The organism is Rhizobium subbaraonis (assembly GCF_900220975.1).
Taxonomy (GTDB): domain Bacteria; phylum Pseudomonadota; class Alphaproteobacteria; order Rhizobiales; family Rhizobiaceae; genus Mycoplana; species Mycoplana subbaraonis.
Window position 1 is genome coordinate 218,681 of sequence record NZ_OBQD01000002.1, and the last position, 25,127, is coordinate 243,807.

At 63.5% G+C, this 25,127-nt stretch carries 24 protein-coding genes and 1 pseudogene; 13 read left to right on the forward strand and 12 right to left on the reverse strand.

Translation table 11 applies throughout. The features are described 5' to 3' along the window. Positions 1–472 precede the first annotated feature (472 nt). Together CRO48_RS03335 and CRO48_RS03340 are read left to right on the forward strand one after the other, a co-directional pair. A complete protein-coding gene (locus CRO48_RS03335) occupies positions 473–763 on the forward strand; it encodes an exopolysaccharide production repressor protein (protein WP_097136330.1) in 291 nt (96 codons plus the stop codon). A 134-nt stretch (positions 764–897) separates the two neighbouring features. Then, the gene (locus CRO48_RS03340; protein ID WP_097136736.1) at positions 898–1,902 is read left to right on the forward strand and encodes a glycosyltransferase family 2 protein; all 1,005 of its coding nucleotides are present in this window, start codon (positions 898–900) and stop codon (positions 1,900–1,902) included. 109 nt (positions 1,903–2,011) lie between these two features. Here the strand turns inward: CRO48_RS03340 and CRO48_RS03345 are convergent, their stop codons facing one another. Further along, a complete protein-coding gene (locus tag CRO48_RS03345; protein ID WP_097136331.1) occupies positions 2,012–2,968 on the reverse strand; it encodes a polysaccharide pyruvyl transferase family protein in 957 nt (318 codons plus the stop codon). Between the two features lie 48 nt (positions 2,969–3,016). Further along, positions 3,017–3,976, reverse strand: coding sequence for a glycosyltransferase family 2 protein (locus tag CRO48_RS03350; protein ID WP_097136738.1), 960 nt, complete (start codon positions 3,974–3,976; stop codon positions 3,017–3,019). Positions 3,977–4,097: 121 nt separating this feature from the next. Between CRO48_RS03350 and CRO48_RS03355 the strand changes: the two genes are divergently transcribed. The 11 genes from CRO48_RS03355 (at position 4,098) to CRO48_RS03405 (ending at position 17,260) form a co-directional block, all read left to right on the forward strand. Beyond that, on the forward strand, positions 4,098–5,579 hold the full coding sequence (locus tag CRO48_RS03355) for a lipopolysaccharide biosynthesis protein (protein ID WP_097136332.1): 1,482 nt from the start codon (positions 4,098–4,100) through the stop codon (positions 5,577–5,579). Positions 5,580–5,965: 386 nt separating this feature from the next. Beyond that, positions 5,966–7,093: an acyltransferase family protein gene (locus CRO48_RS03360; protein ID WP_097136740.1), complete on the forward strand. Its 1,128-nt coding sequence runs from the start codon at positions 5,966–5,968 to the stop codon at positions 7,091–7,093. 4 nt (positions 7,094–7,097) lie between these two features. After that, positions 7,098–7,892 (forward strand): endo-1,3-1,4-beta-glycanase ExoK, encoded by a 795-nt coding sequence (gene exoK / locus CRO48_RS03365; RefSeq protein WP_097136333.1) that lies wholly within the window; start codon positions 7,098–7,100, stop codon positions 7,890–7,892. Between the two features lie 91 nt (positions 7,893–7,983). Next, positions 7,984–9,195, forward strand: a complete 1,212-nt coding sequence (locus CRO48_RS03370) for a glycosyltransferase family protein (protein ID WP_245423406.1) — start codon at positions 7,984–7,986, stop codon at positions 9,193–9,195. Further along, complete coding sequence (locus CRO48_RS03375; RefSeq protein WP_097136334.1) at positions 9,185–10,207, forward strand: glycosyltransferase family 2 protein; 1,023 nt, start codon at positions 9,185–9,187, stop codon at positions 10,205–10,207. The genes CRO48_RS03370 and CRO48_RS03375 overlap by 11 nt, the downstream gene beginning before the upstream one ends. Then, on the forward strand, positions 10,204–11,151 hold the full coding sequence (locus CRO48_RS03380) for a glycosyltransferase (RefSeq protein WP_097136336.1): 948 nt from the start codon (positions 10,204–10,206) through the stop codon (positions 11,149–11,151). Before CRO48_RS03375 ends, CRO48_RS03380 begins: the two co-directional genes overlap by 4 nt. Then, positions 11,148–12,143 carry a glycosyltransferase family 2 protein gene (locus CRO48_RS03385; protein WP_097136337.1) on the forward strand — a complete coding sequence of 332 codons (996 nt, stop codon included), beginning with the start codon at positions 11,148–11,150 and terminating at the stop codon, positions 12,141–12,143. Before CRO48_RS03380 ends, CRO48_RS03385 begins: the two co-directional genes overlap by 4 nt. Before the next feature lie 4 nt (positions 12,144–12,147). Beyond that, positions 12,148–13,053 (forward strand): UTP--glucose-1-phosphate uridylyltransferase, encoded by a 906-nt coding sequence (locus CRO48_RS03390; protein ID WP_097136338.1) that lies wholly within the window; start codon positions 12,148–12,150, stop codon positions 13,051–13,053. A gap of 94 nt (positions 13,054–13,147) precedes the next feature. Next, the gene (locus tag CRO48_RS03395) at positions 13,148–15,475 is read left to right on the forward strand and encodes a polysaccharide biosynthesis tyrosine autokinase (protein ID WP_097136339.1); all 2,328 of its coding nucleotides are present in this window, start codon (positions 13,148–13,150) and stop codon (positions 15,473–15,475) included. A gap of 141 nt (positions 15,476–15,616) precedes the next feature. Beyond that, entirely contained in the window at positions 15,617–16,114 is a 498-nt protein-coding gene (locus CRO48_RS03400; RefSeq protein WP_097136340.1) for a DUF1269 domain-containing protein, read from the forward strand. A 48-nt stretch (positions 16,115–16,162) separates the two neighbouring features. Further along, positions 16,163–17,260, forward strand: a complete 1,098-nt coding sequence (locus tag CRO48_RS03405; protein WP_097136342.1) for an AI-2E family transporter — start codon at positions 16,163–16,165, stop codon at positions 17,258–17,260. 21 nt (positions 17,261–17,281) lie between these two features. Here the strand turns inward: CRO48_RS03405 and CRO48_RS03410 are convergent, their stop codons facing one another. The 10 genes and pseudogenes from CRO48_RS03410 to CRO48_RS03455 all read right to left on the reverse strand — a co-directional run bounded on the left by CRO48_RS03410 (position 17,282) and on the right by CRO48_RS03455 (position 24,915). Then, the gene (locus CRO48_RS03410; RefSeq protein ID WP_245423407.1) at positions 17,282–17,587 is read right to left on the reverse strand and encodes a hypothetical protein; all 306 of its coding nucleotides are present in this window, start codon (positions 17,585–17,587) and stop codon (positions 17,282–17,284) included. Positions 17,588–17,810: 223 nt separating this feature from the next. Further along, on the reverse strand, positions 17,811–18,071 hold the full coding sequence (locus CRO48_RS03415; RefSeq protein WP_176526641.1) for a YMGG-like glycine zipper-containing protein: 261 nt from the start codon (positions 18,069–18,071) through the stop codon (positions 17,811–17,813). A 663-nt stretch (positions 18,072–18,734) separates the two neighbouring features. Beyond that, a pseudogene (locus CRO48_RS03420) lies at positions 18,735–21,218 on the reverse strand (complex I subunit 5 family protein); the annotation flags it as partial. Then, positions 21,212–21,580, reverse strand: a complete 369-nt coding sequence (locus CRO48_RS03425; RefSeq protein ID WP_097136344.1) for a sodium:proton antiporter — start codon at positions 21,578–21,580, stop codon at positions 21,212–21,214. The gene CRO48_RS03425 and the pseudogene CRO48_RS03420, both read right to left, overlap by 7 nt. A gap of 10 nt (positions 21,581–21,590) precedes the next feature. Beyond that, positions 21,591–22,280, reverse strand: a complete 690-nt coding sequence (gene mbhE, locus CRO48_RS03430; RefSeq protein ID WP_097136345.1) for a hydrogen gas-evolving membrane-bound hydrogenase subunit E — start codon at positions 22,278–22,280, stop codon at positions 21,591–21,593. After that, the gene (gene mnhG / locus CRO48_RS03435; protein WP_097136346.1) at positions 22,277–22,621 is read right to left on the reverse strand and encodes a monovalent cation/H(+) antiporter subunit G; all 345 of its coding nucleotides are present in this window, start codon (positions 22,619–22,621) and stop codon (positions 22,277–22,279) included. Before mnhG ends, mbhE begins: the two co-directional genes overlap by 4 nt. 2 nt (positions 22,622–22,623) lie before the next feature. Next, entirely contained in the window at positions 22,624–22,869 is a 246-nt protein-coding gene (locus tag CRO48_RS03440; protein WP_245423408.1) for a hydrogenase subunit MbhD domain-containing protein, read from the reverse strand. A 2-nt stretch (positions 22,870–22,871) separates the two neighbouring features. Then, positions 22,872–23,132 (reverse strand): monovalent cation/H+ antiporter complex subunit F, encoded by a 261-nt coding sequence (locus tag CRO48_RS03445; RefSeq protein ID WP_097136348.1) that lies wholly within the window; start codon positions 23,130–23,132, stop codon positions 22,872–22,874. Next, positions 23,125–23,664, reverse strand: coding sequence for a Na+/H+ antiporter subunit E (locus tag CRO48_RS03450; protein ID WP_097136349.1), 540 nt, complete (start codon positions 23,662–23,664; stop codon positions 23,125–23,127). Before CRO48_RS03450 ends, CRO48_RS03445 begins: the two co-directional genes overlap by 8 nt. Positions 23,665–23,802: 138 nt before the next feature. Continuing rightward, positions 23,803–24,915: an alpha/beta hydrolase gene (locus CRO48_RS03455; RefSeq protein WP_097136747.1), complete on the reverse strand. Its 1,113-nt coding sequence runs from the start codon at positions 24,913–24,915 to the stop codon at positions 23,803–23,805. Positions 24,916–25,127 lie beyond the last annotated feature (212 nt).

Sequence of the window (25,127 nt, forward strand, 5' to 3'; positions counted from 1 at the left end):
TAAATGCGATATATTTCAAAAAGGCCAGGAAATACGCTGAGTGCCGGGGGATCCGATGATGATAATTTGTCTCAAAATGGAATTCTGCGGCGCAACATTATATTGCATTGCACACAATCGACGCCTCTCGCCAGAAAATCGTTGTAACAAAAGTTGATCGGAATAGGTCAGTCGTGCTTACCAATAGCTGCGCAGGTCAAATTGCTGTTCCCGCATTCGCTGCAACGCGGCCGAATTGGGGCGAAAACGTGGCGGCTTACGATTCGAGAGCTCGCGCGCCGCGCTGCATCCGCACCGCTCACAACCTCTTGAATTGCAGCAATTCGCCTCGCGCTGTATCAGCCGCACGGCTGACAATTGAACCGACGGCATCCAACGAATATACTCTCGTTACGGCAAGGAGCCGGATGCCGGGAGGAGTACGCATACACATGTCGTTTTCATCCCCTTTCAGGACTGCGAGTTAGCGCCGATGTATGGTCCGCGCGTCTTCTTCAGCATGATCGGCGCTCTGCTGGTCTTCGCAATTGCGACTTATGCGCTGGGCGGCTCGCTGTCGGCGACCCTCATCCAGACGCTCATCTGCGCCGTTCTTCTGCAGGTGGGCTACTTTGCCGGCGTCCTCTTTCTGGTGTGGAAGGAAGCCCGCGAACGGCGCCGCAAGACGGAGGAAGCCATCCGCGCCGTCGCGGCAGGCGAGCCCAGCACCAGTGCCGGCCTGTCCGTGTCCTCGCTGAACAAGCCCGGCCACCCAAATTTCTGAACGCTGCCCTGGCCGCACGGGCCAACGCTCTGCCCGCACACCCAAAACACCCGGTCTTCATCTTCTCGCCATGTTGCGTTGCACCATAGGGGCGAGCGCCCTGCGCTTGATCTGCAATGGAGGCCGACTGGACGATGAACAGGGAAGTGTGCGTCATCATCGCTGCGAAGAATGCCGCCCAGACCATCGGGCGCGCGGTCGCCTCGGCGCTGGAACAGCCTGAGACCAACGAGGTGGTGGTCGTCGATGACGGCTCCTCCGACGCCACCGGGGAAGCTGCCAGGGCCGCCGATGACGGAAGCGCCCGCCTGAGCGTGCACCGCTTCGACATGAACCGGGGGCCGGCTGCTGCGCGAAACCATGCCATCGCCGTCTCCCGCTCGCCGCTGCTGGGTGTGCTGGACGCCGACGACTTCCTGCTTCCCGGCCGCTTCGAGCGGCTGCTTGCGGAGCGCGACTGGGATTTCATCGCCGACAACATCGCCTTCGTCGACGAGGCGCGCGCAGAAGAGGCACGCTACGAAATCACCGAGATCGCGCCGCAGCCGCGGCTGCTCGACCTGGAGGGCTTCGTGGAGGGCAACATTTCCCGCCGCGGCGTGCGGCGCGGCGAGATCGGTTTCCTCAAGCCGTTGATCCGCCGGGATTTCCTCGACAGGTTTGCGCTGCGCTACAAGGAAGGACTGCGCCTTGGCGAGGACTATGACCTTTATGCGCGCGCGCTAACGAACGGGGCCCGCTACAAGATCATCCACAGCTGCGGCTACGGCGCCGTGGTCCGCGGCAATTCGCTGAGCGGCAGCCATCGCACGGAGGATCTGAGGCGCCTCTATGAGGCCGATCGCGCGATCCTGGCCGAGCCGGGTCTGTCGCCGGCCCAGCGAGCGTTGATCGCCCGGCACGAGCGACACATCCGCGCCCGCTACGAGTTGCGCCATTTCCTCGACGTCAAAAGGGAACAAGGCATCGGCCGCGCGTTCCTCTATGCCGCAACGCATCCCACAGCCGTGCCCGCGATCGCCGGAGGCATATTCTTCGACAAGACCGCGCGCTTCCGCCGGAAGGCGGAGGAACCGGCCGCACTCGGGGGCACCGGCACGATCCGTTACCTGCTGCCATCGTCGAAAGCCTCTCCATGAGAACATGGCCGCGCGGCAGCGGTCGTGCAAGCCTCTGCACCCGAGTTGATCAGGCCCGTCGGGAGCGTCCCATCGACTGGGAGCTTCCCCCGGCTTCGGCAAGGCGCGGCTAGAAATAGTCCCGGCGAACGCCGTCCAGGACCTCGCGGAACCGGGCCTTGCGGGAGGCAAGAGCCGTGTCCGCGCTCAGTTGCGGCTCGGCGCGACCGGCCTGCCAGAGCGCCAGCGCGGAGGGGACGGCGAGCATCTGCTTTGCCGCTCCGCGCAGCCCGGCCTTGCGCGGCTCGCGCTCGCGCACCATCAACTCGCCGTCAGGCGCGGGCGAGGCGTCCTGCTGCGGGGCTGTTTCCGGCTGCGGGTTTTCGAAACCCACGCCCCAGAAGCGCGTGCCTTTCAGGATGGCCTCGGCCCGGCTCGACACCGGGACGTGTCGCGGCCGATAGGAGACGCCAAGCGTATTGGCCCAGTCGTTCCACTTGAAGCTGTTGATGTTGCGCGAGGTGGAGACCGCCACCCACGGCACGCGAAACGCATCGGCCAGGATCGCGCCGTGCATGGATTCCGCAATGATCGTTTCGGAGCGTGCGATCTCGGCGATCACCTCCTTCGCATCGCCGCGCGGGTCGATGTAGTTGATCCCGACCGTCGCGCAGACCTCCGGCCAGAGGCCGGCGATCGCCGATTCCCAGTGCGGAACGAAGCTCTTCTTGTGGGCCTTGGGCAGATGTCGGAATTCCGGCATCTCCGCCACCATCACCGCCGGATCGACAATGCCGAGCGCCTCGTCCACCCCGACCTTCTTCGCCGTCAGCGGTCCGCGAACCGCGCGGATGTCCCAAAGCTTGCCGTCGCTCATGTCCGGCAGGCTGCCATAGCCGAAGCCGCTGCCGATCACGAGCTTGCGGCCCTCCTCGGGCAGCAGAACCTTGTTCAGGACAGTGCCTACGCCGACGAGCAGAACGTCGGGATGGACGTCGCGAAAGCCAGGCAGCAGGAAGTCCCAAAGCCAGAGATTGAGGTCGTCTCCAAAATTGCCGTGATGCGATTCCCAGTAATAGGGCTTCATGCAAGTCTCCTGAGAAAATTGTTTCCAGAACGGGCCGATCGGGGCGCCTCAGCGGGCGATCTTGCCGGCGGCCAGTTCGAAGACGCTGCGCAGCAGCACCGGATCGCGCCAGACCCATTTTGCGAGGAGATCGAGTTGCGGCAGCTTGCGGCTGCGCACCCTTTTCGCCTGGCTCCACAGGGCCTGCCGCCGTGCCGTGCTCTTGTAGGAACGGATCGACGCCGCCTCGCTCGAGCGACGCGCGAACCGCCCCTCGAGCATGTCCAGCGCGATCCATGTGTTGAACTGCTGCTTGAGGAACTGCGGCGAGTCGTTGTCGATGCCGTGGAAGATGTTGATCCCCTCGCCGCGCACCGCACCGGGCTCATCGCACAGGATCACGCGATCGGCCGCCTTGACGCAATCACAGAAGAACAGCACGTCTTCGGCCGCCAGCCGCAGCCGCGCGTCGAAGCGAACCGTCTCGAAAAGTTTGCGGCCGATGACCATGCAGGACAGGTGCAGAAAGCTCCAGTTCTTCAGCATCACGCTGGAGAGTTCCGGCAATTCCACGGTAAGCGGTTTATCCCGCAGCCGCTCGACGCGCTCGGTCTTTTCGAGATCGGCGACGCCGAAATGGTAGTAGAACGCGTCGCCGCCGGTGATCGATGCCCAGTAGCAGTCGGCGCCGAAACCGGTCATGCCTTCATAGGCGTTCTTGAGGTGGTCCGGGGTCCACACGTCATCGGAATCAAGGAAGGCGACGAATTCGGTTTCCGCCGGTACGTTGTCAAGCGCGGTGTTGCGGGCGCCGCCGGGTCCGGCATTCTTCTGCCGGATCACGGTGATGCGGGTGCGCTGTTCGGCGGGCAGCGGCGCCAGTTCCTCATCGATGGAAAAAGGCGACTGGTCATCCACAACAATGATGTCGAAATCCGTGAAACTCTGCTCGAAAACAGAGGCGAGCGCGCGCCTCAGGATGCCTGCCTGCTTCTGGTAGTAAGGGATTGCGACCGTCAGTTTCGCCATCATTTCGCCCTTTCGGTTTCTCTAGAAAGAGGTGGGTCGGCTTCCTCCCAAAGGCCGATTCATTCAACAAAGACTTGAAAAATAAGCGACTTCCCTCTCCTCCAAACTTCGGGACGCTGCCATGCCCACTGTAATCAACGCGAAATCTGTCACGCGAAACGTCGGTTGGAGCGTCCTATCCAAGACAAGCACATTCGGGCTGAAATTTGTCACGGTTCCGATTCTGGCAAGAATCCTTACCCCTGAAGAATTCGGTGCGGTCGCCGTCGCACTGACCGTCGTGCAGTTCCTGGCCATGATCGGCGGGGCCGGTCTTGCATCCGCGCTGATCATCCAGCGCGACGAAGACATGCGCACGATCCACTCCGTTTTCTGGGCCAATCTCGCCATTTCCTGCCTCATGGCGATCGGCATCTTCGTCTGGGCCGAACCGATCGCGACACTGCTCGGCGCTTCGGAGGCAGCCTACCTGGTGCAATTGATGAGCGTGCTCATTCCGTTGCAGCTCGGCGGCGACGTCGCCTATGCCTTGCTCGCACGGCGCATGCAGTTCGGCAAGGACGCGTTCTGGAACATGGTTTCCGAATCGGCCGGCGCACTGGCGGCGGTTGTGCTGGCATTGGCCGGATTCGGGATCTGGTCGCTGATCGCGCAGCTGTTCCTGTCGGCCATCATCCGGCTTGTCGGTCTCTTTGCGGTGTCGCGCTACGTGCCGCGACTGCAGATGTCTGTGCGCCGCGTCATCGGGCTGACACGGTTCAGCCTGAGCATGATGGGATCCGAGATCGCCAATTTCGTCAGCTTCCAATCGCCGATGGTGATCATCTCGCGCTTCCTCGGCCTGGCTGACGCCGGCGCATATTCCGCGGCCAACCGCTTTTCCAGCATCCCGAACCAGGTGGTCCTTTCCGCCGTGATGGGCGTGCTGTTCCCCGCCTTCAGTAGCATGATGCAGGACAGCGCCCGGCGCTCCAATGCGCTGATGCTCAGCACGCAGGTCACCACAGTTCTGCTCGCACCGATGATGTTCGGCCTGTGGGCGCTTGCCGAACCGGCCATGCTGATGCTGTTCGGCCAGCAATGGGCCTATGCCTGGCCGGTGCTGGGCCTGCTTGCGCTGTCGAAGGGCGTCCTCACACCCTGCAGCACCTTCATTCCCTATCTGAAGGGCGTTGGCCGCGGCGGCACGCTGTTCTGGTGGGCCATCCTGCGGGCGCTCATCACGACAGCAGCCGTTGCCTTCGGCGCCTACAACGGCTCGCTTGTCGAAGCGATGATCTGGCTTTGCGCGGTGAACGTCGTCGTGCTCGTCGGCTATTCGCTGGTCGTGTTCCGGGCGGACGGGACGCCGTTCGTCCGTGGCTTCCTGATCTGCTGCCGCCCGATGCTGTCCGCCGCGATCATGGCCGGCGCCGTCCGCCTGCTGCTGGAACGCTACGGCGATCTGGTGCCCCACGCCGCCCTGCAGGTCGCGATCGGGGCGGTGATCGGCGGATTGATCTACGGCGCGATTGTCCTGGCAACAGAGCGCCCGCTCCTGCGCAAGCTCAAGGACCTTGCCAGGAAGCGGTCCCCTGCGGCGGAGGCGAGCCCCGCCGAATAGCAGGCGCACCGCCTCATTTCAGACACAATTGAGCGGCCTTGCGCTCACAATTGTGCTTGGATGCTGCGTTTAGAAACAGAAATTCAGAGAAATTCTCGCACCGCGATACACTTGAAGCGTGTATGTATCTGAGTTTATGAGCAATTTCTGCAATTTGCGGGACCAGCGGCGCTTTTTCCCGCTCACGGCCTTGTGATAGCAACCGGACGGTCCGAGACCTCGGCCTCGTCATTGTGCAGTGCAACCAGTCGCCCCGCAGATTTTTGCTGCACTGCCATATTTTTCCGCCCGAACCGCCCTACCATTTTCGATGCGGGCTCAAGTCTGCTCTGTCCAAACGGCTGCCGGAAACGGCACCAATGCAAGGGGTAGCTGACATCGTGGAAATGAACGCGGGCGTTTCTTCGCGGATCAATCTGATGCGTATCGTCCTCATTTCGGGGATCGTGTTCGTACATGTGCCCTACGATCCGGCCAATAGCCCCTTCCTGGGTGAAAATGGCCTGATCGACTGGCTGCGGGTGTTTCTCGGCGACAGCCTCTTCCGGGTCGGTGTCCCATGCCTGAGCGCCATTTCGGGCTATCTCCTGTTTCGCCGCGGCCTCGACGGTTTCAGCTACGGAAAAACACTGCGCACGAAGGCGGCGACGGTCCTCGTGCCCTTGCTGCTCTGGAACCTCTCGTTCCTGGTCTTCGTCTTTCTGGCACAGCAGAACAACATCGGCTTCGGCTATCTGCCAGACGTCGTGCATGCGACGCCACGCGAAGCCGCCACGCTTGCCTTTGCGCTGGAAGGTTGGCCGATCAACCTGCCGCTATATTTCCTGCGCGACCTGCTGCTGTGCCTGATCCTCTCGCCGGTGCTTGCGGTGCTGGTGATGCGCTATCCGCGCTTAACGCTGGTCGCTTTTCTCGCCTATGCGGTTCTGCCGGTTCCGAACGGGATTTTCTTGAAGAAATCGATCCTCTTCGGTTTCAGCACGGGAATTGCCGTCGCACTGCACCGCGTCGATACGAGCGCGATCGATCGCAATGCCGGCCGGATCGTCGCAGCGGTACTGGCAGCAGCCCTGCTCCTCTCCATCGCGCTCTACGCGATCGGCCCGGAATTCCCGGCCTGGCTGGACATGCTGCGCGCCCTCACCGCACTCTCGGGCATTGTCGGCGCATGGGCGCTCTCCGAGCTTCTGCTGCGTACACGGCTGGGGGCGGAGCTATCGAAGGGCGGTGGCCTGAGCTTCTGGATCTTCTGCGCCCACTATCCGCTTCTGGTGGGGTTCTGGATGGCGTGGAACCGGGTCGGCATAGATCATTTCGCCGTCTTCTATTTCACGGCGCCCCTTTTGACGATCGCGATCCTGGTCATCTCCCACGCCATTGCCCAGCGATCCTTTCCAACCCTTCACGCCCTCCTGACCGGCAGTCGCGCGGGCCGCACCAGCCTGTCGCGCACGGCTTCCGCCACGGGCGCCAGTGCCCACCATGACGTCCGCTACTCGACCACTCGACGGTGAAAGGATGCGACCGACCATGACGAAACGACCCCTTTTTGCAGCGCTCGCCGCCGCTTTCGCTACAGCGCTCTCCGCCCAGGCCGCCCTGGCCCAGGAAGGTGCCACCGGCGCCTCCTTCGTCGACAACTTCGACAAGCTCGACACCGGCTTCTGGTACGTCTCCGACGGCTGGAACAATGGCGGGCACCAGAACTGCACATGGTCGAAGGGCCAGGTCAGCGTTTCCGAAGGCATCCTGAACCTGACGTTCGAAAAGAAGCCGCTCGGCGAACGTGACTATGCCTGCGGCGAGGTGCAAACCCGCAAGCGTTTCGGATACGGCGCCTACGAGGTGCGGATGAAGACCGCAGACGGGACCGGCCTCAATTCCGCGTTTTTTACGTTCATCGGCCCGACCGACAAGAAGCCGCATGACGAGATCGACTTCGAAGTCCTGGGGAAGAACCCCGCCAAGGTGCAGCTGAACCAGTATGTCGCGGCCAAGGGTGGCAACGAGAAGCTGGCAGACGTCCCTGGCGGCGCCAACAACGGCTTCAACGACTACGCCTTCATCTGGGAGAAGGAGCGGCTTCGCTACTATGTCAACGGCAAGCTCGTTCACGAGGTCACAGATACCGAGAAGCTGCCCAGCAACGCCCAGAAGATCTTCGCAAGCCTCTGGGGCACCGACACGCTGAGCGACTGGATGGGCACCTTCGCCTACAAGGCGCCGACCTCGATGCAGATCGACCGCATCGCCTTCACCGCAGAGGGCGACGCCTGCCAGTTCGCCGATTCCGTGGTCTGCCTTCTGAATTGACGACGGGCCGGGGAAGCCCTCCCGGCCTGGACCTGCACTTCCGCCTATCGACAAGCGCCCGCAAAAGCGGGCAGGAGAACGGGAAAACTGAATGCTGCGTATTCTCTATCTCGCGCATGACCTCTCCGACCCGGCCATTAGACGCCGGGTCCTGGCGTTGCAGACCGGCAATGCATCGGTGACGCTGGCGGGTTTCCGCCGTGGCGAACAGGCGGCCGCGGCCATGAACGGCGTCACGGCGATAGAACTGGGAACGACCGAGGACGCACGCTTCCTGCAGCGCGCCGGCGCCGTGGCGCGCGCCTGCATGAACCTCGGCACTTCGATGCGCGGCGTCGTGCGGCCCGACCTCGTCATTGCCCGCAATCTTGAAATGCTCGCAGTCGCCCGGCGCGCGGTGGCTCTCTTCGGCGACGACATTCCGGTCGTCTACGAATGCCTCGATATCCATCGCCTGCTTCTTCGAAACGATATCGGCGGCCGTGCGCTGCGCGCAGCCGAACGCAGGCTGGGAAGCGAGGTCAGCCTGCTGATCACCAGTTCGCCGGCCTATGTTGAAAACTACTTCCAGCCGCTCTCGGGTCTCGACGCACCCGTGATGCTCCTGGAAAACAAGGTTCTGGAGCTGGACGACGAAAATCCCGTCGTCCCCGCGCCCCGCCCGCCAACGGAAAGCCAACCCTGGAAGATCGGCTGGTTCGGCGCGCTGCGGTGCCGCAAGTCGCTCGATCTTCTGTCCCGGTTCTCGCGGGCGATGGAAGGCAAGGTCGAGATCGTCGTCCGGGGCCGCCCTGCCTACACGGAACTCAAGGACTTCGACAGCTTCATGCGGGGCGAACCGTTCATGAGCTTTCGCGGCGCCTATCGCAATCCGGAGGACCTCGCCGAAATCTACGGCGAAGTCCAGTTCTGCTGGGCGATCGACTTTTTCGAGGAAGGGCAGAACTCCGCCTGGCTCCTGCCGAACCGGATGTACGAGGGCTGCCGCTACGGCGCCGTCCCGATCGCGATCGCCGGGACCGAAACCGCCCGCTTCATCGGCGGCAGGGACATCGGTTTCGTTCTGCAGCAGGCCTCCGTCGACGCGCTTGTCGCGCTGTTCTCCGGCATCGACCACACGCGCTATGTCGATGCGGCGACCCGCATCGCCGACCAGGGCGCGAAGCAATGGACCTTCCGGCGCAGAGATTGCATCGAGCTCGTCAACCGCCTTTCGGCGATAGCCAACGCCCCTGAAACAGCCTCCCGCAATCCCGCGCAGGTGGCGGCCGCAACCATGGAGATGGAACTTAATGACAGGTGAAACGCCGAAGTCCGCACGCTGCCTGATCGTCATCCCCTGCCTGAACGAAGCCCGCCACATCGGCCCTCTGATCGGCCGGCTCGGCCGCGCCATCGAAACGCTGGATGCAGTCCTCGTCGTTGTTGACGGCGGCAGCACGGACGGCACCCGCGAGATCGTCCACAACATCGCGGCGTTGCGCGACGACATCGCGCTTCTGGACAATCCGAAGCGGATCCAGAGCGCGGGGATCAACCTTGCAGTCGCCGCCTTCGGCGACCAGTACGACTACCTCATCCGCATCGACGCCCATGGCGACTATCCGGAAGACTATTGCGAGACGCTCGTGGCCGAGGCGACCGCGACCGGCGCCGATTCCGTGGTCGTCGCGATGGAGACCGTCGGAACAGGCGCCTTCCAGAAGGCGACCGCCTACGCACAGAATTCCAAGCTCGGCAATGGCGGCGCCCGGCATCGGGTTGGCTCCAAGAGCCATTGGGCCGACCATGGCCACCATGCGCTGATGCGTATTGCGGCATTCCGCGCGGTCGGCGGCTACGACGAGGACTTCAGCCACAACGAGGATGCGGAACTCGACTTCCGGCTCAATGCCGCGGGCTATCGCATCTGGATGACGGACAGGACCAACATGGTCTACTACCCGCGTGCCAGCGCGGGTCCCCTGTTTCGTCAGTATTTCGCCTATGGCCGCGGCCGGGCCCGCAACCTGCTCAAACATCGCTCCTGGCCGAGCCTGCGCCAGATGATCCCGTTGAGCGTCGCCCCGGTCGCCGCCGGGGCGCTTCTCGCCGTGATCAACTGGGCCGCCGCAATCCCCTTCGTCTTCTGGGCTGCGGCCTGCCTGGGCTATGGCGTGTGGATGGCCGTCGGACAGCGCAATCCCTACGGCCCGCTCGCAGCGGTCTCCGCGATGATCATGCATTTCGCATGGTCTGCCGGCTTCTGGCGCGAATTGCTCTCCCCGCGCCGGCGGTCGGCCGCGACCTTCGGCCAAGCACGGGTGACCCCATGACGGCCACCCGCGTGGAAACGCTGCCCTTCACCCTGATCGACATCGCGGTCTGCACCTTCCGCCGCCCGGCGCTGGAGCAGACGTTGCGTTCACTTGCCGCAATCGAGGTGCCGGAGAACTGCTCTGTCCGCATCATCATCGCCGACAACGACGGCGTGCCGAGCGCTTCGGACCTGGTCGACGCACTCCGTTCGGAGCTTCCCTTCGCCATCGACTACGTGCATTGCCCTGCGGCAAACATTTCGATTGCCCGCAACGCCTGCCTGGACCACAGCCGCGGCGAGCTTGTGGCATTCATCGACGACGACGAGATCGCTGCGCCCGAATGGCTTGTCCGCCTGACGGAACGCATGAGCGAAACCGGCGCCGATGTCGTTCTCGGCCCGGTCCAGGCAACCTACGCAACGCCTGCGCCGCAATGGATGCGGCGGGCAGACATTCACTCGACCCGCCCCGTGTGGGTCGGCGGCGAGATCAAGACGGGCTATACCTGCAACGTGCTGATGCGGCTCACGTCTGCCGCTCTTGCAGGACGACGCTTCAGCCTTTCTCTCGGGAAGACCGGCGGCGAGGACACGGAATTCTTCACGCTCGCAAAGCAGGCCGGCGCCCGTATCGAATTCGCGGCGGAGGCGTGGGTGTTCGAGCCCGTGACGGCCGGCCGCGCGACGTTCGGCTGGCTCGCGAAGCGACGCTACCGGATGGGACAGACCCATGGTCGACTGATCGCCGGACGCGCACAAGGCGCAAGGCGGATCGTTCAGGTCGGCCTTGCCGGCGCCAAGTTCGTCGTCTGCGCGGCCGCAAGTGCGATCACGGTATTCTCGCCTTCGCGCAGCAACAGCTATCGGCTGCGCGCCGTTCTGCACGCGGGCGTCATCAGCGGCCTCGCCGGGGTGCGCGAGATCGAACAATACGGGTTGGCCGAGGTACAAAGCCGATGATCGAACCGCCCGACGTCACCTTCGTCATCGCCGCCTACAACTCGGCCGGGACGATCCGGCATGCGATCGAGAGCGCGCTTGCCCAGCGGCACGTCTCGATCGAAGTCGTCGTCGTCGACGATGCCTCTTCAGACGATACGCGGGAGGTCGTGGGGGACCTCGCCGATACGCGGCTGACGCTGATTGCGCTGGAGCGGAACACAGGGCCCGGCGGCGCGCGCAATGCGGGCCTCGAGGCCGCACGTGGACGATGGATCGCGATCCTTGATTCAGACGATACCGTCGAACCCGACCGGCTCGCCCGCATGATCGCGCGGGCGGAAAAGGCCGATGCCCAGATCGTGGTCGACAATCTGGACGTGGTTTCCGGGGACGGATCGCGCCAGCGCATGTTCTCGGAATCCGACCTCGCGCGGCAAAGCCAGCTGACGCTGCCGGCGTTTATCGCCTCGAACGCGCTCTTCCGGTCGGAACACAACTACGGCTACATGAAGCCGGTGTTCCTGCGCGGCTTCCTGCAGCAACATGCGCTTCGTTTCGACGAAACGCTAAGGATCGGCGAGGACTACATCCTCCTGGCGTCCGCGCTCGCCCGCGGCGGCCGGTGCGTGGTCGAGCCGACCGCAGGCTACATATACAATGTGCGTGACGGCTCGATATCGCGCGTCCTCAGAAAGGACCATGTCGAGGCGATGCTCGTCTCCGACCAGCGCTTCCTCATGGACAACCGCCTGGATTCTGCCGCGCAGGCCGCCCAGCGTGTGCGCACGCACAGCCTTCGCGAAGCCCGCTCCTTCCTCGATCTCGTCGAGCATCTCAAACGCGGCGCGCTGCTGCGGGCCTTGCGAACAGCGATCAGCGATCCGGCAGCGGTGCGCCACCTGCGCATGCCGATCGAGGCACGCCTGCGCCGGCTCATCGGACGCCCGGCGCGCGCGATCAAACAATCTGACAGATCCCCGGGCAAACGCCCTCATACCAGCAAAGGATAGCGCCATGGACCCAATCAGACGCGTGCGCAAAGCCGTCATTCCTGTCGCAGGAAACGGCACCCGCTTCCTTCCCGCCACCAAGGCCATGCCGAAAGAGATGCTGACGGTGGTCGACCGGCCCGTCGTTCAGTACGCGCTGGACGAAGCGCGCGAGGCGGGTATCGAGCACATCGTGTTCGTGACCGGCCGCAACAAGCAGGCAATTCAGGACCACTTCGACGACGCGCCGGAACTGATCTCCTCCTTGTCGCGCTCCGGCAAGACGGCGCAGGTTTCAGAACTCGAGGCGATGCTGCCGGCAGCCGGCACCGTCAGCTTCACCCGCCAGCAGGCCCCGCTCGGCCTCGGCCACGCCGTGTGGTGTGCGCGCGACCTGATCGGCAACGAGCCGTTCGCCCTGCTTCTGCCTGATATGATCTGCCATGGCCCCCGCGGCTGCATGGCCGGCCTGATCGATCTCTACAATTTCGCCGGCGGCAACGTGGTGGGCGTGGAGCAATGCCCGCCCGAGGAGACCTACAAATACGGCATCGTCGGCAAGGGCGATGCGGTTCCACATGGCTTCGAGGTGACGGGGATGGTGGAAAAGCCGCGTGCCGGCGAGGCGCCCTCCAACTACTTCCTGAACGGGCGCTACATCCTGCAGCCGGAGATCTTCGACCTGCTCGCCCGCCAGGAGCGTGGCGCCGGCAACGAGATCCAGCTGACCGACAGCATGCTGCACCTGTCGAAGAACCAGCGCTTCCACGCCCATCCCTATGAAGGCCAGACCTTCGACTGCGGTTCGAAACAGGGCTTTATCGAGGCGAATGTCGCCCTCGCCCTTTCGCGTCCCGACATCGGCGGGATGGTGTTCGAATCGGTCAGACACATGGTGCTGACCCACGAGAGCCGCATTCAGGCCGCATAAGATGGGCCCCGCCCGTCCCGGGCATGTCCCGCCAACGACCTGTCCCGGCATGAAGCCAGGACAGGTTTCCCTATCCGGGAACAGCGAGGTTTTCATGAACCAGAGAAGTTTACCGCTCAGCAGGTCGCTGCCGCACACGATCGACAGCTCCGATGCCTTCATCGACCTCGACCGCCTCTTCTCGGCGATCCAGCGGCGGTATAAGACACTGGTGTTCTTCACGATTGCGGCGATCCTCTGCGGGGCGGCCTATCTGGCGTTCGCCACGCCGCTCTATACCTCGATGACCCAGGTGCTGATCGACGACAGCCTGTCGCGCTATGCCGAGGAGCAGGAAAGTTCGGCCCAGACCGGCCAGCAGCTCGACACCCGCATCGCCAGCACCGTCGAGATCCTCAAATCCGGAAAGCTCGCGCTGCGTGTCGTGGATCAGGCCGATCTCTCCGACAATGAGCTGCTGACCAACCCGCCACGCTCTCTCATGGCAACCGTCAAGGGATGGGTTGCTGCGGTCAGCGGCGTCTTCGCCAAGGGGGCGCGTGTATCCGAAGACGACTTGGCCAATGCCCGGCGCCAGAAGGCTGCCGCCATGCTGCAGCAGTCGCTCAGGGTCGAGCGCGTCTCGCGCTCCTCGGTCGTCTCGATCGCCTTTACTTCGCCCGATCCGCGACTGTCGGCCCTCGTCGCCCGCACCTATGCCGACGCCTATCTGTCCGACCAGTTGAGCGCAAACTTCGAGGCTTCCGAACGGGCCTCCGAATGGCTGCAGGAGCGCATCGACGACCTCGGCAAGCGCGCCCAGACCGCCGCCATGGAAGTCGAGACCTACAAGCGCGACAACAATCTCACCTCCACGCGCGGCGCACTGATGTCGGAGCAGCAGCTTGCCGACCTCAACAGCCAGCTCATCATCGCCCAGGCGGACGCAGCGAGTGCGTCCGCGCGCTACGACCAGCTGAATTCGATCATCCAGACCGGCCCGGAAAAGGCCGTCGAAAATTCCGTCTTGACCGCCAAGGAAATCGACAACTCCGCCATACAGGAGTTGAGAAGCCGCTATGGCGCCGTCAGCAAGCGAGAGCAGGACGTGACGCAGAACTTCGGCGCGGACCATCCGCAGGCCGTCGCCCTGCGTGCCGAGAAGCTCGATCTCTCCCGGCAGATCTTTCGCGAATTGCAGCAGATGACGGCGACCTACCGCAACGAATACGAGGTCGCACGTTCACGCGAGCAGTCGTTACGCGACAGCATCGACCGCGTGGCCGGCCGCAACTCCGACGCCAACGAAGCGCAAGTCAAGTTGCGCGAACTGGAGCAGAAGGCAACGACGCTCAAGGCGGTCTACGAATCCTACCTGAACCGCTATGAGCAGGCGAGCCAGCAGCGCTCGTTCCCGATCGCCAAGGCGCGCGTGATCTCCGAAGCCGGCCTGCCGGTCTCGCCCTCGAGCCCGAAGAAGACGATGATCCTGGCGCTTTCTGCCGTCCTCGGCATGATGGCGGGCGGCGCCTTCGCCTTCGTGCAGGAGATGCGGGAACGCGGTCTGCGGCTGGAGAGCGATGTCCGGTCCCAGCTCAGACATCGCTCGCTCGGCTATCTGCCGCTCATCGGGCGCAAGACAGCAGGGCAGCGTTCGCCTTTCGGCAGGCTGTTCAGACGGAAACGGCGCGAAGACGTCGAATCGGACGAGCCGATGCCACTGGAACAGATGACCCGCATCGTGCGCGATGCGCCGCAATCGACCTTCGCCGAAACGCTTCGAAACGCCAAACTGGCCTGCGAGATGCTTTTGCAGAAGCGGCCGAACAAGGTCATCGGAATTATCTCGGCCGCCCCAGGCGAGGGTAACACGACGTTTGCAGCGAACTTCGCGCTGCTGCTCGCTTCGGCGGGCAAGCGCACCCTGCTGGTCGATGCCGACCTGCGCAATCCGAGCCTCAGCCGCATGCTGAAGCCGGCCCCCAAGGCGGGCCTGGTAGAAGCGGTGCTGGGTGACGTGCCATGGGCCTCCGCGATCAAGATCGACCAGCAGACCCGGCTTGCGATCCTGCCGAACGTACCGGACGGGGCAACCGAACAGTTCCATTATACCAACGAGATCTTCGCCTCTCCCGGCATGGGCACGTTGATGGAAAACGCGCGCAAGACGTTTGACTACACCATCGTCGATCTCGCCCCTTTCGGACCGGTCGTCGACGCCAAGGCCTTTGCCCAACATGCCGACGGCTTCATCCTCGTTCTCGAATGGGGCAAGACGCCGTCAAGGTTGGTACGCGACATCCTCGAGGCCGAGATAGACATCAACTCTAAGGTTCTGGGCGTCGTTCTGAACAAGACCGACATGGAGCAGTTGCCGGCCTACGGCGACAGCGGCGGCTCGGAGAAGTTCCGCAAGAACTACACGCGCTACTACGTCGAGTAACAGCCGACCGGCGCGACCCTGACGACGCGTTCGCAGAAAGAGACTGCGTGCCTAACTTCGGGACTGGATGCTAGTTCAAACCCGAAACCGGCAGGCTATCGTCCGCGCGAATCAACGCGAAATCCATCGCCAGGAGTTGTCATGTCCGACCTGATCGCCATCGTCTATCCGACCGAAGCCAAGGCGGAGGAAGTTCGCCAGCGCCTGATCGACCTGCAGAAGGAATACTTGATTACGCTGGCCGACGCGGTGATCGCCACGCGCGACGACAACGGCAAGGTCCGGCTGAACCAGATGCTGCACACGACGGCCGCAGGGGCGCTGTCCGGCAGCTTCTGGGGTCTGCTCGTGGGCGTCATCTTCCTCAATCCCCTGCTCGGGGTCGCGGTCGGCGCCGCATCGGGTGCAGTCGGGGGCGCGCTGACCGATGTCGGGATCAACGACGATTTCATGAAGCAGCTGGCGGCGAAGCTGACACCCGGGAGTGCTGCGCTTTTCGTGCTGGTCCGCGAAATGACGGCCGACAAGGTGCTCAAGGAAATTTCCGGTTATGGCGGCGAAGTCCTGCAGAGCTCGCTGGACGAAACCAAGGAAAAGGTCCTGCGCGACGCATTGCAGTCCGCGACCAACCCCGCTTAAGGTTGACTTGGCCGCACCGGCAACGGCCGCGTTCGACGGGGATCGCGCATGATGAAAATCGAAGACGGACGCATGGCAACGCTGGTGGTCGCCGGCATACTCGTGCTGGCACTTCTATACGTCGCACATGCGGTCTTCGTACCGCTGACATTTTCGATCCTGGTGATTGCACTGGTGTGGCCGCTGCAGGCAATGCTGCAGCGGTTCATGCCGCGCATGCTCGCACTTCTGATTACCCTGATCGTCACCATACTGGTCGTCGTTGCGGTGGCATCCTCGATTGCCTGGGGCATGAGCGTTCTCGGGCACTGGCTGTTTCTCAACGCCAGCCGCTTCCAGACCATCTACCTGGACTGGACGAATTGGCTCGAAGAACATGGTATCGCGATCGCCGGCCCGCTTGCGGAGCAGTTCAACGTCGGGTGGCTGGTGAGCATGCTGCAAGGCGTTGCCGGCCGCATGAACAGCTTTGCCGGGCTTACGCTCGTCATCTTCATCTCCGTCCTGCTCGGCCTTCTCGAGGTCGACGATTTCAAGCGGCGGCTGATGCTGCCGAGCGTTCAGCCGCAGGGCACGCTGATACTCGACGCCAATCTGACGATCGCTGCGAAGCTCAGGCGGTTCATGGCAGTGCGGACGTTTGCAAGCGTGCTGACCGGGCTTGTGGTCTGGATCTTTGCAAGCTTCGTCGGGTTGGAACTGGCCGCAGCCTGGGGCGCGATCGCCTTTGCGCTCAACTATATTCCCTTCCTCGGGCCCTTCATCGCAACGGCCTTCCCGACACTGTTTGCCATCGCGCAGTTCGACACCTGGCAGTCGGCGATCATGGTGTTCGTCGGGTTGAACGTCATCCAGTTCATCATCGGCAGCTATTTCGAGCCGCGGCTGACGGGAGCCTCGCTCGCGATCTCACCCTTTGCGGTGATCTTCGCGGTCTTCTTCTGGAGCTTCATGTGGGGCCTTCCGGGCGCCTTTATCGGCGTGCCGATCCTCATCTGCCTCATCGAGTATGGCCGGCGGGTGGAGACCACACGCTGGATCGCCGTGCTGCTGTCGGGTGACGACGAAAATTCCGCCGCTCCCGCATCCTTCGTCGCAACAAGCTCCAAGGCGGCACATGGAGCGACATCGGACCCCGCTCCGTAAGCCGCAGTTCAGATTGCGACGCTATCGCCGCAGCCGGCGCATGTCGACGACGCGGCCGGTGTGGCGGTTGATCGCGATCTCGAAGCGGCTGCCGCCACGCCATGCGCGATAGACGAAGAAACGGCCGCGGCAATCGATCGCCCGCACATCACGGAACCCCCGGCTGCGTAGCCGCCGGCTGCCCTCCTGGCAGGAAATCGAGCGGCCACCGCTGATGTTGGTGCCGATCTGGATGTTGACCGTCACTGCCTCGGCCGGGACCGGCGCCAGCACCGGCGGAGTCGCGGCGAGGACCGCAAGCAGGGATGCGATAAATGCTCTGCGCAAGAAACTCTCCTTCAAAATTAGTTTCCATTCATCGCCGGCGTGCCGACATGCGGCGCGGCACGGCGTTCTTTCCTCCGCATTTGATTGCGCGCGGAAGCACATTTCCTTCGCCGGCTTTTCCGCCGGCCGATCCATCAATGCCTGGCCCGAACCGCCGGAGATCGTATCGGCGAGGCTGAAAAAGCAAACCGGGCCGACACGCCTGCGACAGAAAAGCTATCGACTACCGCGGGCAGGCGGCGACGTAGCGGCGGCCGTTGCGGTCACGGTAGTAGCACTGGCCGGGACGGCCGGCGACGTTTCCGATTACAGCGCCGGAAACGCCACCGATGGCTGCGCCCACTGCGGCCCCCCGCACGTCGTTCGTGATGGCGCCGCCGACCACCGCGCCGGTAGCGGCACCGATACCGGCACCTCTTTCAGTTGCCGTGCAGCCCGAGGCGACGATTCCGACCAAGGCAACTATCAAGAAAGCGTTTCTCATCTTCTTTCCTTCCTTCTCTTTGAAGATGCTGCTCATCACCGGCTTCACCACTTGGGAAACTCGATCGCGAGGAAATAGAGCGCTATGACATAGTAGAGTACCTGAAGCGCATAGGTCTGTCCGTTGCCGGTGTAAACGCGCCGCGCCGGCGCCCCGCTCCGCGGCGATCGCCACGCCGTCCCAGAAGCGCTCGACGTAAGCCTTCCGCAACGGGGCCAGCATCAACCGGTAGAATTGAAAGAAACGGGCCACACCCGGCACCTGCGCTGGATGGCGCCCCCCACGATAGATCAACCAAAGGGCGAGCCAGCCGATTGCCGCGATGATAACGGCGATGACAATCGCCCTCGTCGGATCCCAGTAGGCGTAGATCAGTTCGAGCGACATGCCCTGCCATACGAGCGTCGACGCGAATTGCGGGTCGATCGCCGCGGATACCGGAACCATGAAGGGCTTCGGAAAGAACGACAGCAGCAGAATGCCGGCGAGCAGCAAAAACTGCGGAACGAGGAGAGCGGCCGGCGCTTCGCGCGCATCCGAAAGCGCGCGTTTGAGCGGCCCGAGGAACAGCGCGTGGCCGAAGCGGAACATGTAGAGCAGGCCGATCAGCGTGGCGACGGCCCCGAGCGCAAGCGGGCCGTACCACTCTTTCTGCAGCATGGCGGTCAGGAGCAGCCACTTGCCGCCGAAGCCCGCCAGTGGCGGCAGCCCCGACATCGACACGAGGGCGGCGACCGACACGATGAAAGTGAGCGGCATCCGGCGCGCGAGCCCCCCGCAGTCCTCCAGCCGCCGCAGGCCCGTACGGTAAATGATGGCCGTCGCCGTTAGGAACAGGATGCCTTTCACCATCATGTGGTTTGCCACGAGGTAGAGGGCAGTAACCCAGCCAAGATGGCTCATCAAGGATATGGCGGCGACAATGTATCCGGTCTGGCTGAGGCTCGAATAGGCGAGCATCCGCTTCATGTCTGGCTCGTTGAGGGCCAGCAGCGCGGCTCCGGCCGCAGTCAGCATGCCGATCCATCCGACAACGTGTGCCAGCTCGAGGCCGACCTGCGAGCGTGTGGCCAGATAGGTCGCCATGAACAGCCCGAAGGCCGGCACCTTTGTGACGAGCGGTGAGAATATGGCCGACAGATCGCCATCGGCCGTCGCATGCGCGTTGGGCAACCACACATGCACGCCGATGACGCCGATCTTGACCAGGCAGCCGAGCGCCAGCAGCACAAAGGCGGGTGCCGCAGCAGGCCCGGCCGTCACGAAGGCGGAAAAGCTGCTCGTTCCGAGTGTCGCCGCGACAAGTCCGAAACCGGCAAGCAGGAGGAAGGCGGCAGCGAGCGAAAACAGGAAGAACTGCAGGACATATCGGCGCGCCGATGGCGAAAGGGCAAGCAGGAACGACGAGGCGAGCGTCACCATTTCCCAGCAGAAGAAGAACTCAAGGCTGGTTGTTGCCCGCAACAGTGCGATCATCGACAGCAGCAACACCGCCATCAGCGGGTAGTAGCCATGCCGCGCATCGTCGCGATAGAGGCCCGCCGAAGCGATCACCACCCCGCCTGCCAGAAACAGCGCGCCAAACAGCCCGCTGATACCGCCGACGCCCTGGAGCAGCCAGAACCCGACGGCGGATACCAGAAGCAGCATCAGAACGCATTTCACCCTGCCAGCGAGGCCTTCGGAGGCGAGCAGAATCACACCGGACACCAGCGGGGCGAACAGCCAGGCCGAGGCCGCGCCCACCTCCCACGCCGCAACAACACCGCCAAAAAGAAGCAGCGCCACGCATGCGGCGGACGGCATCAGGCCGCGGCGCCAGCGCATCAATGCCGAGACCGCGGCATCCTCGCCTCTTGCGTCGCCCACCGCCCGGCAGAACCACCGGAACATGTAGGCGGCCTCCAGCAGCGAGCCGAACAGCACGACGGCGATCCAAACCTGATCCCCGTTGACAGCAAGCTGCATGACAAGTTCCCACTTGGCCCAGAAGCCGGGGAACGGCGGCAGCCCGGCGATCGCCACGAGCAGAGCCGCGAAAACCATCACGAAAGGCGCGCCGGTGGACAGCACGTTCCAGTCCCGTATCCGCTCCCGGTTGAGAGCGCCAGCCAGCCAGAACAATCCCGCCTTCGCGAAAAGGTGATTGGCGAAAAGCCCGCCAATCACAAACGCCACGTTCAACTCAGCGTCACCGGACCGCGACAACAGCGCGAGCGCCATCGTCAGGAGCGCCATCTGCGCAACGGAGGAGCATCCCAGCATCCGCTGCACATTCGCCTGCCGCAGGCCGATCAGATTGGCGGCGAGAAACGTGATCGCCGCCGAAATGGCAATCAGCGTCAGATGCGGCTCGAACAGCGGCAGAAGCTTGAGGAGCGCGAAGAATACGCCGGCAGAGACGCCGACCGAAACGATCGCGGCGACGCCTGCAGGTGCGGTCTCATAGACATCCAGCCCCCAGCCGTTGGCGGGATAGGGTTTCAGTTCGATGACGAGGCAGGCCAGCACCAGCATCAGCCCCGTCGCCCCGACCGGCCCTGCAATCAGCCCGCGCCGGGCAATCAACTCGTCGATGCTGAGGGTCGCGCAGACGTGATAGAGAAGCGCTGCACCCAGAAGGAAAAGGGACGAGGCCAGTACCGTCGCCATGATGTACTTGAAGCTCGCCGCGAGCGCCGACGGCGACCGCCCCAGCCCGAACAGGCCGTAGGTTCCGACGGAGACGATTTCGAGGAAGACGAAGAGATTGAACAGGTCCCGCGTCATGATCATGCCGTTGATGCCCATGACGAGGATCAGGTAGAGAAGCAGGGTGGTGTAGCTTTCCCGCAGACTGCGCCACAGTTGCCAGGCGCCGAGCACCGCGACGAGATTGACGAGAAAGGCGAAATAACCCTCGGCGACGCCGAAGCGCAGGCTGATCGCCAGCGGAGGCAGGCTGCCCGCCGTCTCGATTTCGATGACCCCTCCCCCTTCGAGAACGCGCCAGAAACAGATCCCCGACAGCGCCGCAATCCCGCCAAGCGCCACCCAGAAGGCAACCGCCGGCAGCCGCTTCGACAGGCGATAGAGGAGCGGTATCAGGAAGCCGCCGCCAAGCCCCAGCAGGAAGATGTTCAGCGGATGGATGAGCCCCTCTACCATTTCGACTCCGTGAAGGCGTCGATGCTGAGCGTCTTGCGGGCCTGATGGAGCCTGACGGCATAGGCGAGCATGACAGCGGTCACGGAAAAGCCGATCACGATCGCCGTCACCACGAGTGCAGCCGGGATCGGATCGACGGCGCGGCGGACGGCCTCCCCCACGGGCAGCGCCCTGTCTATGATCGGCGCGGTGCCGTCCGTCACGTAACCCGTCGCGACCATGACGATGTGGATCCCGGTGTTGAAGATCGAAAAGCCGATGATGATGCGCAGGATGTTCCTGTGCGCAAAGACGCCCCACAGCCCGATCAGCATCAGCAGCAGGCCTGTAACCAGAAGCACATGCGAAATCGGCAGTCCCATCCTGCCCTCGTCAGCTTCGGAATCGATCGATGATAACGCTGAGCTCCGCTCCGACCTTGATGCCGAGGAGCGCGGAGATCAGCGGAATGGCGCCCGCGCTGACAAAGGCGCCCAACGCGCCATGCGGCAGGAACCGGCTGTCGAGAAAGCCGCCAGCGAGGACCAGGCCAAGTATGCCGACCGTGACGTACAAGACGCCGGCAAGCGATTCCGCGACGCTGAGAAAGCCGTGGTCGAGGCCGATCGACGGCCGCGCCAGCACCATCAAGCCTACGGCTGACGCGACCACCGCGCCACCCTGAAAGCCGCCACCGGCGGACAGGTGCCCATTGGCGATGACATAGACGCCGAACAGGAATATGACGGGAAGCACGATCTCGGCGCCATTGCTGACGAGCTCGCTCGGCGGCCGCGGTTCAGGCCTTGAAGCTACGGAAGTGCCGCGGGTCTCGGCACCCAGCAGAAGGCCGACCGTCGCCGCCACCATGAACAGCACGGCGACTTCGCCCAGCGTATCGAAGCCTCGATAGGTGATCAGGATGCCGGTGACGACGTTGGCCGCGCCAAGGTCGAGCGGGACTTCAGCCAGATAGCGCCTGGCGAGTTCCGATGGAGCGATGCGCTCGACATAGCCGGTCGCCACGCCCGACAAGACAACACCGAAAAGAAGGACGGCGATCGCGCCGAACAACCGCCTCATCGCCGCATCCTTCCCTGTTTCGCCGCGCCGTTCCGTTCGGACAGCGCGTCGACGACCGTGCCCGCCGCCATCGGCGTGCGTATGGCATGCGCTGCGCGCGAAAGCGCGTGCGAGGACATGGGGTTCGTCAGGATGACGAAATAGGCGATGACCAGCAGCTTGAGCGCCCAGTCGGGATGATAGAAACCCAGGCCGACAAGGACGAGGATGTTGCCGAGCGTGGACGCCTTGGTACCCGCCTGTATGCGGGTAAACGCATCTGGCATGCGCAGAAGGCCGAGGCCCGCAGAAAAAAGGAAAAACGCGCCGACGAGGATGACGATGCTGCCGATCAATTCCATCGTCACTCCTTTCCGGCGTTCGTCTTGCGAATGGCGTAAAGGAAAACCAGCGTCGAGAGCCCGGCACCGATCGCAGCCTCGGCCATCGCCACATCCGGTGCGGCCAGCAGGACATAGGACACGGCGGCAAACAGGCTCGCCAGTCCCGCGCTGATCATCGCCGCCATCAGGCCGTGCAGGGAGACCGCGAGGATGCCGCTGACGAGAATGCCGGCACAGATGACCAGAATGAAGAGCTCAGACAGCATCGCTAACGCCCCTTTTCCAGGAAACGGGCTAGCGCCAGCACCGCAAGGAAGCTGAGGAGCCCGTAGACGAGGGCCACGTCTAGATAGACGAAGCGACCCGACAGGTGGGCATAGAGCGCCACCAGCGACAGCGAGATCACCGTCAGCGTGTCGATCGCAACCACCCGATCGACCATCGTCGGGCCGATGACCAGCCGCAGCAAGGAAAAGACAATGCTCAGCAGGATCAACAAGCCGGCAAACAGGAGGATCGTGTCAGCCAAAGACCCTCCCCAGATGCTTTTCGAACGGCCCGGCAATCATCGCGCTCGCCTGCTCGATATCCGTCGTCCTGACATCCAGCCAGTGGACGTAAAGGGCGTCTTCTTCGACATCCATGACGAGCGAACCGGGCGTCAGCGCGATGGAATTGGCAAGCGCCAGCCGGCCGATCGGCGAGCGCAACCTGATGCGGATCTTGACGATGCCGGGATGAATGTCGATACGCGGCGAATAGACGTAGCGCAGCATGTTGACGTTCGCCTTCACCAGTTCCACGCAGAAGACGCCGGTATAGGCGAGGAAGTGATAGAACGTGCGCGGCGTCAGTCGCACATCGTGCCAGACCGTGCTGCGCGTCGCGAAGATCCAGGCCAGCGCGGTTGCGGCAACGACGCCGGTCGCAAGGATCGGTAGGGCGAGCGAACTATTGAAGATCAGCCAGAGGGAGAACAAAAGCAGCCACAGGCCGGTGAACCCTGCGGGCAGTGAGGATCCTGTTCGCTGTCGTCTGTCTTCCGCCGATGACACAGGCATGCGCTCCTGAAATGTGCCGCAGAACGGACACGGAAGGCTCACTTCCGGGTGATGATGCACGAGCGCCGGCAATTGTACATGGCACTGCGTCCCATTCGACAGGACGCCGAACGCTCGCCGCCCCGCGCTTCCGGGGCGCTATTGGCTGGGCGTCGTAGTCGCAATTCTGCCGATCAGACGGGCGGGCAGGAACAGTGTCAGGGAGGTGGCACCCTCGACGGCGGCGGCGCTGGCGGCAAGGGCTGACGGCTCCGTAGACGCCTTCTCGTCGTCGAGGGTGGCGCGCATCAGGCGGCTGTTGTCGACCAGCTTCATCAGCGTTTTCGAGCTGGCAAAGACGCTGTGCGTGCCGCCCTCGAGTTCCGAAACGTCGAGCACGGTAATGCCGCGCGACTGCAAAAGTGCAATATCGGCGCCGCTGCCGACCCGCGGATGGCCGCCGGCGATGCGCCGCGAGAAGCCCAGCGCGCGGTCGCGGCGCGAAACGATGATGGTGAAGGGTTGCGGCAGCTTGCCAATATCGTCCGCCTGGCTTTGGAAGGCGTCGATATCGATATCGGGGGCAGCGAGCACCACGCCGCCGAACCGCTGCAGGTAACGCTGCCGGCCGCTGAGCGCGAGGTCCCGCAGTGCCTCCATCACCACGTAGGCCCCCATCGAATGGCCGACGAGAACGACGTTCGTCGCATTGGTCTGTGCGGCGATCTCGATCGTCTCTGCCAGCCCGCGGCGGCCGACGATGACGCTGTCGCGATCGAAGACGTAGAGCGGGATGGCACCACCGGACGGCCAGGCATAGTGAAGCGACACGGAGTTGATCCCGTAGTCGTGGGTGATCTGCGCGTTGCGGAACAGGCTCTCGGCGACATTGTTGTTGTAGCCGTGGACGAAAATGAAGATCTCCCGGTCTGCCGGCGCGCGCTTGGCGAGGGCAGCGTTCAGCGCGGCGACGAAGCGCTTGCGGTCCTCGATCGGGCGATAGTCGAGAGCGGCAAACTGGCGCGCGGGATCGGGAACGCGAGAACTCGTCTCCACCCGGCCGGGCATATGGTTTCCGGGGATGCCGATGTCGAATTCGGCAAAATTGAGCATCTGAGACCGTTCGGCCGAATAGGGCAGCGCCGGATTGTCGGAGCGCGCACGGTTGGTGGCAAGGAAGATCGGCACGACGGCTGCAGACTTTTCGCCGGAGACCCCGGCCTGAAGCCCGGTGACCGCACGCCCCCCACATCCGGAAAGAACCGCAAGCATCGTCAGCAGGAGTATCAGTCGCTTCGTCAAAGTCGCCCCGTTCGGATCTTGCCCGGCCCACGAAACGCACGGATGCCGGAAGGACAGCGGGGTCGAACGTCCGGCGCATGCGATGCTTCAATGTGTTGGCGCATCATCTCAATCATGTGACGAACGCGGCTGCAATAGATCACCGGTCTCGTCTGACGGCAACAGGGGCGGCCCGTTCCGAA